The 10,949-nt window shown below is 66.6% G+C and carries 5 protein-coding genes; all 5 read left to right on the top strand.

What is annotated here, in order from left to right; translation table 11 throughout:
* The 5 genes from AC5IG3_RS17460 to AC5IG3_RS17440 all read left to right on the top strand — a co-directional run bounded on the left by AC5IG3_RS17460 (window position 1) and on the right by AC5IG3_RS17440 (window position 10,749).
* Entirely contained in the window at window positions 1-1,734 is a 1,734-nt protein-coding gene (locus tag AC5IG3_RS17460; protein WP_491907556.1) for a methyl-accepting chemotaxis protein, read from the top strand.
* A gap of 76 nt (window positions 1,735-1,810) precedes the next feature.
* A complete protein-coding gene (locus AC5IG3_RS17455) occupies window positions 1,811-2,365 on the top strand; it encodes a chemotaxis protein CheW (RefSeq protein WP_491907555.1) in 555 nt (184 codons plus the stop codon).
* A gap of 28 nt (window positions 2,366-2,393) precedes the next feature.
* Window positions 2,394-4,115 carry a methyl-accepting chemotaxis protein gene (locus AC5IG3_RS17450; protein ID WP_491907554.1) on the top strand — a complete coding sequence of 574 codons (1,722 nt, stop codon included), beginning with the start codon at window positions 2,394-2,396 and terminating at the stop codon, window positions 4,113-4,115.
* A 22-nt stretch (window positions 4,116-4,137) separates the two neighbouring features.
* The gene (locus AC5IG3_RS17445; RefSeq protein WP_491907553.1) at window positions 4,138-5,766 is read left to right on the top strand and encodes a methyl-accepting chemotaxis protein; all 1,629 of its coding nucleotides are present in this window, start codon (window positions 4,138-4,140) and stop codon (window positions 5,764-5,766) included.
* Window positions 5,767-6,030: 264 nt separating this feature from the next.
* Window positions 6,031-10,749 (top strand): multicopper oxidase domain-containing protein, encoded by a 4,719-nt coding sequence (locus AC5IG3_RS17440; RefSeq protein WP_491907552.1) that lies wholly within the window; start codon window positions 6,031-6,033, stop codon window positions 10,747-10,749.
* Window positions 10,750-10,949 lie beyond the last annotated feature (200 nt).

Raw genomic sequence — 10,949 nt, 5'->3', positions numbered from 1 at the left:
ATGTCCAGCCTGTCTGATCTGATGCGCCAGTTCACCATCCGCACCCGCATGCTCGGTGCGATCGCGATGGTGCTGGTCCTGCTTTTTGCCGTCGGCGGTGCCGGCCTCTGGGGCATGAACAGCATGCGCCAGAAGAGCGATAGCTTCGTTGAAAACCCGTTCAAGGAAATGGGCGACGTGGCACGCATGAACCAGCAAATGGGCGAGCTGCGCCGGGCGGAAAACGACCTGATGCAGAACTTCGGCAACGCACCGGCCACCACCCGCGCCGCCGCCGCCTGGAAATACGCCGACCAGGAACTGCTCAAGACGGCCGGTCACTTGCTGGAAGGCAATGAAGACCCGGACAACGTCGTGGTGCGGGGCCTGCTGGCCGACGTGGAGGCCTACAAGGCCAAGTTCCTGCCGCTGCTGACCAGGCTGCAGAACCTCGACATCAGCAACTCGGCCCTGATTCCCATGGAAGCCGAGCCGGCGATCAAGGAGATCGTCAAGGCCGAGATGAAGCTCGCCAGCCTGCAGAACCTGCTCAACGAAGAGGCTGCGGCCGATATCGAGGAATTGAAGACCGCGCAAACCCTGGCGATGGCGCTGTTTGCCGCCGCGCTGGGCCTGGCCGTGGTGGTGGTGGTGCCGCTGACGCTGCTCAACTCGCGCAGCATCGTCGCGCCGATCGAGGCCGCCAAGACGCTGGCCACCGACATTGCCGCCGGCAACCTCACCAGCCGTGTCGACGTGCGTGGCCAGGACGAAGCGGCCCAGCTGATGGCCGCGCTGCAGAGCATGCAGGGTGCGCTGGGCGGCATCGTGGGCGACATCCGCCAAAGTTCGGAATCGATCTCCACCGCCAGCACCCAGATCGCCAGCGGCAACCAGGACCTGTCGGGCCGCACGGAGCAGACGGCGAGCAACCTGCAGCAGACGGCCAGCTCGATGGAGCAGCTGACGGGCACGGTCAAGCAGACGGCAGATTCGGCCCGCACGGCCAACCAGCTGGCGAGTTCGGCGGCGGAAGCGGCGCAGCGCGGCGGCAGCGTGGTGTCGCAGGTGGTCTCGAACATGGAAGAGATCAACACCAGCAGCAAGAAGATTGCCGACATCATTGGCGTGATCGACGGGATTGCGTTCCAGACCAACATCCTGGCGCTGAACGCGGCGGTGGAAGCGGCGCGCGCCGGTGAACAGGGCCGGGGCTTTGCGGTGGTGGCGGGCGAGGTGCGCAGCCTGGCGCAGCGCAGCGCGAACGCGGCGCGTGAGATCAAGAGCCTGATCGGGGCGAGCGTGGAGCGGGTCGAGAGCGGCACGCGGCTGGTGAACGACGCGGGCAGCACGATGCAGGAAATCGTCTCCAGCGTGCAGCGCGTGAGCGACATCATTGGCGAGATCACGGCAGCCGCGACCGAGCAGAGCAGCGAGCTGGGCCAGGTGACGGGTGCGGTGACGCAGCTCGACCAGATGACGCAGCAGAACGCCGCGCTGGTCGAGGAAAGCGCGGCGGCGGCCGAGAGCCTGCGCGACCAGGCCGAGCGCCTGTCCGCCGTGGTCGGCAAGTTCCAGGTCGATGGCATGTCGCACCGCGCGGTGGCTTACGTGCCGTCCCAGGCACCGGCCTACACCGCCAGCCCGTCCATCCCGGCCAAGCCGATCGCCAAGGCGCCGGTCCGTTCAGCGCCCAAGGCGGCCGAGCGCCAGGCGCCCGCGCCGGTGAGTGACAACGACTGGACCAGCTTTTGACCCTGCCCGAACTGGGTGCTTTATCAGGCCCTTATCGACGCGCTGTGACCGCTTTGTTTGAAGGAAGATTCTCCTCATGAACACCACCCTGCAAGACGCCCCGACCTTCAACGCCGCCTCGGCTTCCGCCCTGCGCGGAACGTCGTCCTCGCTGCGCAAGGCCCCCGCCGCGCTGGCCATGCACGGCGGCGAGTACCTGACCTTCCGCCTCGGGCAGGAGGAGTACGGCATCGACATCCTCAAGGTGCAGGAAATCCGCTCCTACGAGGCGCCCACGCGCATCGCCAACGCCCCCAGCTTCCTCAAGGGCGTGGTGAACCTGCGTGGCGTGATCGTGCCCATCATCGACCTGCGCGTGAAGCTGGGCTGCGACACCGCCGAGCTGAACGCGCTCACGGTCGTGATCGTGCTCAACATGCGCGGCAAGGTGGTTGGCGCGGTGGTGGACGCCGTGGCCGACGTGACCCAGCTCGATGGCGGCCAGATCCAGCCCGCGCCCGAGATGAGCGCGGCGGTGGACATGCGCTTCATCCAGGGCATTGCCAATGTGGGCGAACGCATGCTGATCCTGATGGACATCGAGTCCATCCTGTCGAGCAGCGAAATGGGCTTGCTCGACAGCGCGTTCTGAAAGAACGCACCCCGAAACGGAATTTTTCATGAAACTCAGCCTCAAACAAGCTCTGTGGGTGCCACCGGTGGCGATGGCCGTCGTTCTGGCCGTGATGAGCACCGCCGCGCTGCTGCGCACCAAGACGCTGGTCGCCGAGACGAATGCGGCCTTGACCGAGCAGCAGCGCAAGTTTGAAACTAGTGCGCAGTGGAGCGCGCTCACGCAGGTCAACGCCGCCCGCACACTGGCCCTGGTGGCTGCGCACGACCCCGAGCTGGAGTCTGTGCTCAAGACCGACATCGCCGCCACCAGCAAGCAGATCAGCGAACTGCAGAAGCGGCTGGATGCCGATGTCAGCGCGCCTGGCGAGCAAGCCGCGCTCGATCAGGTCGGCCAGCGGCGCAAGGATTACCTGGCGGCGCGCGACAACGCCCGCGAAGCCAAGGCCGCCGATCCCCAGGCCGCCATGCAGCTCATGAAGGAGCGTGTCAAGCCGGCGCTGGATGCCTATCTGAATGCCCAGTTCGCCTTCGTGGCCGAGCAGGGCAAAAGCAATGCCGCCCTGCTGGAGCAAGCCGGCGCCCAGCGCATGAACACGCTCTACGGCGTGGTCGGCCTGATCGCGCTGATCGTGCTGGGCATGGCGGCGGGCACGGTCTTTCTGGTGCGCCACATCTGTGGCCCGCTCATGACGCTGGGCCGCCAGGCCGAGCGCATCGGCCAGGGCGATCTGACGCAGTCCCTGCGCACGGATCGCCAGGACGAAATCGGCCAACTGCAAACGGCTGTGGGCCACATGCAGGATGCGCTCAGCCGTACCGTGAGTCAGGTGCGCGAGTCGGCCGAGTCGATTCAGACCGCCTCCAGCGAAGTCGCCAGCGGCACGCAGGACCTGTCGGGCCGCACGGAACAGACGGCGAGCAACCTGCAGCAGACGGCCAGCTCGATGGAGCAGCTGACGGGCACGGTCAAGCAGACGGCGGATTCGGCCCGCACGGCCAACCAGCTGGCGAGTTCGGCAGCCGAAGCCGCGCAGCGCGGCGGCAGCGTGGTGTCGCAGGTGGTCTCGAACATGGAAGAGATCAACACCAGCAGCAAGAAGATTGCCGACATCATTGGCGTGATCGACGGGATTGCGTTCCAGACCAACATCCTGGCGCTGAACGCGGCGGTGGAAGCGGCGCGCGCCGGTGAACAGGGCCGGGGCTTTGCGGTGGTGGCGGGCGAGGTGCGCAGCCTGGCGCAGCGCAGCGCGAACGCGGCGCGTGAGATCAAGAGCCTGATCGTGGCGAGCGTGGAGCGGGTCGAGAGCGGCACGCGGCTGGTGAACGACGCGGGCAGCACGATGCAGGAAATCGTCTCCAGCGTGCAGCGCGTGAGCGACATCATTGGAGAGATCACGGCAGCGGCGACCGAGCAGAGCAGCGAGCTGGGCCAGGTGACGGGTGCGGTGACGCAGCTCGACCAGATGACGCAGCAGAACGCCGCGCTGGTCGAGGAAAGCAATGCCGCCGCCGAGAGCCTGAAAGACCAGGCCACCAAGCTGGCCGAGGTGGTACGTGTCTTCAACATCGGCGGGCATGCCGGTGGCCACGTGGCCCGCTATGCCCCTGCCGCCAGTTTCACGCCGCGAGTCGCTGCACCTGCTGCGTATCGCGCGCCGGTCAAGGCCGCCGTCACCACGGCTGCGACCCCCAAACCTTCAACACCCAGGCCGACGCCGGAGACCCGCACGGCCACCAGCGACAGCGACTGGGAAACCTTTTAAGTCGAACGTCACTGGAATAGAAATGAGCCAAGCGCTTTATCGAACATCCCATACAGATAACGGCCTGGCTCCCAGTCAGACGCAGGGTCTGGATGGCAGCCACCGCATCGTGCTGGTGGCCATGGCGGTGACCTGGGTGGGCGCGCTGATCTATGCCGGCCAGCAGGGCAGCGGCCTGGGCCTGACTGCCCTGCTGGGCGCCGTGCTGCTGGGCCTCAGCACGGCGGCAGCCGCTGCGCTGGGCAACAGCAAGTTCGCCCGCATCCTGATGCCCATGCTGGGCATGGCGATGGTGGCGTTGATGATTCACGCCAGCCAAGGTCGCACCGAAGCCCACTTTGCCGTCTTCGCCTTTCTGGCCGTGACGGTGGTCTACCGCGACTGGCGCGCCGTGGTGGCCGGCGCAGTGGCGATTGCCGCGCACCACCTCAGTTTCAATTACTTGCAGCAAATGGGCTGGGGCTCGATCTGCTTCGCCGAGCCGAGCCTGATGATTGTGCTCGAACACGCCGCCTACGTGGTGGCCGAGGCCGGCATCCTCATCCTGCTGGCGACTCAGGCCCGCGTTCAGTCGCGTGCTGCCGATGAACTGGCGTCGATCGCCGACCGGCTGATCAGTGCCGATGGCCGCGTCAACCTCAGCTTCGCGCATGAACCGGTGCGCTGGGAGGCTTCGCGCAAGGTGCAGCAGATGCTGCAGCGCGTGGAAGAAACGCTGAGCGCGGTTCACCAGACGGCGGAGTCGATTCAGACCGCCAGCCGCGAAGTGGCCTCCGGCAACCAGGACCTGAGCCTGCGCACCGAGGAAACGGCTTCCAGCCTGCAGAACACCGCCAGCGCCACCGAGCAGCTGACCGGTACCTTTCACCACTCGGCCGAATCGGCCCGTACGGCCACCGCACTGGCCACGTCGGCGGCCAGCGTGGCGCAACGCGGCGGTGAGGTCGTCGCCCAGGTGGTGCACACCATGGGCGAGATCAACACCAGCAGCAAGAAGATTGCCGACATCATCGGCGTGATCGACGGGATTGCGTTCCAGACCAACATCCTGGCGCTGAACGCAGCGGTGGAAGCGGCGCGCGCCGGTGAGCAGGGCCGGGGCTTTGCGGTCGTGGCTGGCGAGGTGCGCAGCCTGGCACAGCGCAGCGCGAATGCGGCGCGTGAGATCAAGAGCCTGATCGGGGCGAGCGTGGAGCGGGTCGAATCCGGCTCGCGCCTGGTGTCCGACGCCGGCAGCACGATGGACGAGATCGTGGCCAGCGTGCAGCGCGTCACCGGCATGATCAGCGAGATCAGCAACGCCTCGACCGAGCAGAACTCCGGCATCGTGCAGATCAATGGTGCGGTGGCCCAGCTGGACACCATGACCCAGCAGAACGCCGCGCTCGTTGAGCAGGGCGCGGCCGCCGCCGAGAGCCTGCGTGAACAGGCCCAGCGCCTGAATGACGCCATCGGCGTGTTCCAGCTCAGCGAAGGTCGGTCGCTGCACCTGCGCGAGCCCGTCGCATCGTTCAAGCCTCAGGCCCGCGCCGTGACCGCGCCAGCCTACAAACCGATACAGCGCGCCCCTGTTGCGCGCAAACCGATATCGGCAAAACCAGTACCCGCTGTGGCGTCTGCAGCGGCTGGCGACGACTGGGAAACGTTCTGATCCTTTGATCTGCGCATGACGCGCTCAAGACACCCGGCAACACCCCCTGAATGCACGGGGGTGTTACCGGATTTTGCTTAAGCCGGGTCAATGTGAGTCAAAATGTAAACGACATCAAAATTTGTTTCAGTTGTTTGACTGTCCAGGTATTGGTCTGGACGCAGCAACTGGCGTTGTGATGAGGGGGGCATGATGAAGTTGACTTGGCATGTGTTGCTGGGCAGGACAGTATCCGGAACCGGGGCCCTGCTGGGCGCAGGTTTGATGGCACTGTCGCCGGGCGTTCAGGCGCGAGGCACGGGTACGGTGGTGGCCGATGTGGTCGCACTCGACCAGCCGATCGTCTACAACCGGTTCGGGTCCTACAACCCGTACGGCATGGTGTATGCGCTCAAGCGCGACGTGGTGGATCTGGTCTCGGGCAAGACGCTCGACCAGCCCGGCGTCGTGGCGACGCCCTGCAAGGTGGCGCTGAAGTCCGACAAGCGGCCGCGTCCGCTGGTGCTGCGCGGCAACATCGGCGACAAGCTGGAGGTGAACTTCACCAACCTGCTGTGCAACGACGCGCCCGGCACCCCTGGCAACGACCCGTTTGCAGAAACCGAACTGATCAAGCCCCCCGAGGCGGTCGAGCCCGGTGACACGGCGGCCGAAGTGGGCAACGGCTTCAACCGCCCGGCCACCCGCATCGCCTCGATGATGTTCAACGGCCTGAGCCACGACACCACCGCGCCGGGCTACAACACCTGGGATCCGCGCGTGACGGGCATCTCCGGCATCGCGCCGGGGCAGGGCATCACCTACCGCCTGCTGCTGGAGCGCGAGGGCGATCACGTCTTCCACGACAACGGCGCCCCTGCGGGCGGCGAGGGCGACGGCGGTTCCACCACGCTGGGCCTGTTCGGTGCCGTCAACGTCGAGCCCACCGGCTCCAACGTCTATCGCAGCGAAATTCGCGCCGAGATCATGGCCGCCGCCAAGGCTCAGGCGGTCTCCGGCGCGCTGATCAACTACGAGGCAGTCGACACCACCGGCGCCCTGACGGGCACGGTGGGCACGCCCTTGCTGAACATGCACCAGGATCTGGGCAGCAATCGCTACCAGATCGTGCATGGCGACCTGAACGCGGTGGTGCAGGACTACGCCGTGGTGTCGGACGGCTACACCGTCAGCAACGAAAACTGGTTCCGCGAGTTCACCGTCGTGCTGCATGACGAACTCAAGACCGTGCAGGCCTATGGCGACGTGTTCGACCACACCGGTGCCGGCGTCGGCATCCGTGACGGCTTTGCCATCAACTACGGTGCCAGCGGCATGGGCGCCATCGTGGCGGCCAACCGTGCAGGCGTCGGCCCGGCGGCCAACTGCCCGGAGTGCTCGCTGGAAGACTTCTTCCTGACGTCCTGGGCCAACGGCGACCCGGCCATGATCGTGGGCCAGGATGCCAACGGTCGCGCCAAGCAGCTGTACCCGGACGATCCGGGCAACGTGCACCACAGCTACCTGGGCGACCCGGTCAAGTTCCGCGTCATGCAGGCTGGTGTCAAGGAAACGCACGTCTTCCACTTGCACGCCAACCAGTGGTTTGCCAAGACCAAGGATGCCGACAAGTCGACCTACCTGGACAGCCAGACCATCGGTCCGCGCCAGGCCATGACGTTCGACATCGCCTACACCGGCAGCAACCGCAACCTGTCGGTGGGCGACGCGATCTTCCACTGCCACATGTACCCGCACTTTGCCCAAGGCATGTGGGGCCTGTGGCGCTCGCATGACGTGTTCGAGGACGGCACGCGCATGCTGCCCGACGGTGAACTCGGCCGCGGCACCGATCCGCTGACCGGCGCGACCGCGGGTGGCGCCTTCAGCCCGGGCATCCTGCCGATCCGGGGCGTGGCGCTGGCGCCTGCACCGACCTATGGCGCGGCTGCCGTGCCGGGTTACCCCTTCTTCGTGGCCGGTACGGCCGGACACCGTCCGCCTCAGCCGCCGCTGGACCTGTCGGCAGACAGCCAGCTGGGTGAGAGCGGCCTGGGCCGTCACATCATCACCGGCGGCACCCGCGTGCTGGGTGCAGGCGTGGCTGCGGCCGACCTGTCCTCGGTGCTGGTCACCGCCGACATGGTGCTGCTGCCCGACGCCGGCACGCCGCTGGAGCGCGCCGCCATGGCCTTCCACGGCAAGGCGGCTGGCATCGCCAGCAAGACGGTCGCTGGTACGGCGGCCACCTTCAAGGTCAACGGCAAGCCGGCAGCGCCCGGCGCCCCGTTCGCCGATCCTTGCCCGGCCACGGCCCCGGTGCGTCGCTACGACGTGTCGGCCATCCAGATGGATCTGGTGGTCAACAAGGCCGGCTGGCACGACCCGCAAGCCCGCATCAACGTGCTGAGCAGCGACGTGGCGGCCTACGAAGGCAAGTCGCGTACGGCGGACCCGTTCTTCTTCCGCGCCAATTCGGGCGACTGCATCAACTTCTTCCACACCAACCGCACGCCGGAAGTGCTGGAGAAGGACGACTTCCAGGTCAAGACGCCGACCGACACCATCGGTCAGCACATCCACCTGGTCAAGTTCGACGTGATGGCCTCCGACGGTGGGGGCAACGGCTGGAACTACGAAGACGGCACCTTTGCACGCGGTGCACTGGTCGAACGCGCCGAAGCGGCCCTCGCGCCGGGCGGCTCGGTTCGTCAGGTCCAGGCCGACGGCAGCGTGACGGTGGTGGACGGCCATGCCGTGCTGCCCGAGCCGACCGCCATCGGCTACCAGACCAGCGTCCAGCGCTGGTGGGCCGACGAGCTGTACGACAAGAACGGCAACGACCGCACGCTGCGTACCGTGTTCTCGCACGATCACTTCGGCGCCTCGTCGATCCAGCAGCACGGTTTCTACAACGCGCTGGTGGTCGAGCCCAAGGGCAGCACCTGGCTCGATGAACGTGGCCAGCCGCTGACCAGCGGTGTCGGTCCGGTCGCGATCATCAAGGGTGCTCAGGACAAGGTCACGCACCCGGACTTCCGCGAGTTCATGCTCGCCAGTGCCGACTTCAGCCTGCTCTACCGACCGGACGGCCGTCCGGTCGACGCGCCGGCCAAGCCGGAGGTGATCTCCGCCGAGCACCACAACCCCTTCCTGGTCAACTACAAGAACGAGCCACTGCCGCTGCGCCTGTCGGCCAACGGCGACACCTCGACGGCTTACACCGACCAGCGTGCCGACCCGGCCAACCTCTTCAGCTCGACCGTGCACGGCGACCCGTTCACGCCTGTGCTCAAGGCCTTCGAGGGCGAGCGCGTGCAGCTGCGCCTGATCCACGGTGCCCAGGAAGTGCAGCAAGTCTTCACGCTGCACGGCCAGCGCTGGAAGCGTGAGGTCTCCGACTCGACCTCACCGTACGTGGGCGCCCAGGAAATCGGCATCTCCGAGCACATGGAGATGGATCTCGGCCTGCTGGCCAAGGTCACGGGCGGTGCCAAGCAGATGGACTACATGTACCACTACGGCTCGACCGACGCGCTGTGGAACGGTGCCTGGGGCATCCTGCGCACCTATGCCGACGCGAACGCCGTCGACAGCCTGACGGGCGCCGTCGCCGGTGGCCTGCTGCAACCGCTGACCACCAACCTGGTCAACACCACGACCACGCTGCTGGGCGGCTCCAACAGCCTGCTGGGCGGACTGGTGGGCGGCGTGCTGGGGGGCGTGACGTCCACGCTGGGTCTCAACGGCTGCCCGATCGGCTCCGTGGCCCGTACCTACAACATCGAGGCCTGGGCCGCACGCGACCTGCTGCCTGGCGGCGCGCTGGTCTACAACAAGCGCGCCGGCCTCACCGACCCGACCGCACTGATGTACGTGCACGCCGGTGACGTGGCCAGCCTGCGCGCGGGCACCAAGACGCCCGAGCCGTTCGTGATGCGTGCCAACGCGGGCGACTGCATCACCGTCAACCTGACCAACCGTCTGCCGGCCAACCTGCCGGTGCCGGACCTGCCGGGTGATGCACCGATGCCGGACATCACGTCGCTCAACGTCGACAACGTCAAGCCGTCCAGGCAGATCGGCATCCACGCCTCGCTGGTTCACTACGACCCGCGCACCAGCGATGCGGCCAACGTCGGCATCAACCCAGGTCAGCTGGCTGGCCCGGGCCAGAAGAAGACCTACACCTGGTACGCCGGCAAGATCGAATGGGATCTGCTCAACGGTGTGGCCAAGGGCGGCACGCCGATCGAGTACGGCACCATCCCGCTGCGCGCCATGAGCGACGTCGTCAAGCAAGGCTCACAAGGCCTGATTGGCGCCCTGATCATCGAGCCCAAGGGTTCGACCTGGTGGAACGAGGCCAACACCAGCACCGCCGGTGCGGCCAGCGCCACCAGTGCCGTGATCCGCAAGACCGACGGCTCGGCCTACCGCGAGTTCGTGCTGCACTACCAGGACGGCCTGAACCTGCGCCTTGGCGCCGGCAAGGCGGCCATCGCCCAGCACTTCGTGGGCAATGACTCGTACGACTTCGGCGAGCGCGCCTTGAACTACCGCACCGAGCCGCTGTGGTCGCGCATCGACTACAACGGTCAGCCTTACGCGGGTTGCACGCAGTCGCTGGTGATCGCCGGGGACATCAACCCGTGCGTGCTGGGTCCGAACCTGATGGTCGACGACGACAGCCGCCTGCCGGCCGACCTGCGCGGCCTGCCGGTGGAGACGCCGATCTTCTCGGCCAAGGCGGGTGACGCCGTCAAGTTCCGGGTCCTGCAGGCCGACGGCCGGGCGCGTCAGCACAGCTTCCGCGTCATCGGACACAACTACGCGGATCTCGGCATCGAGAACTTCGTGGCGCCGGGCGCCAGCCTGATCGGACCGGGCAAGGGCGTGACAGCCAGCCTGTACGGCGGCGCCAAGCGCGGCTACTGGCACTACCGCGACGGCCCCACGCCGTTCGTGAACACCGGCCTGTGGGGCCTGTTCAAGGTCCAGTAAGTCCAGATCGACCGGGCGGCAGCCGCCGCCCCGTGACACCCCTTCAGAGGCGCCCTTGTGGCGCCTCTTTTCATTGCGCCGCGACATCGTGAATGTTTCAAATTTTCACAATAGGTAACGCGACCGTTTCAGGCTCCCTTGAACGCGGGGGGCGGACCATGCCCTTGCGGGATGAAAGTGAGTCCGAAAATTAAATCAGA

The organism is Leptothrix sp. (in: b-proteobacteria) (assembly GCF_965250675.1).
In the GTDB taxonomy this organism is placed as follows: domain Bacteria; phylum Pseudomonadota; class Gammaproteobacteria; order Burkholderiales; family Burkholderiaceae_C; genus Sphaerotilus.
The sequence above is the reverse complement of the archived record's forward strand: the minus strand, read 5'-3'. Positions and strand labels throughout refer to the sequence as shown.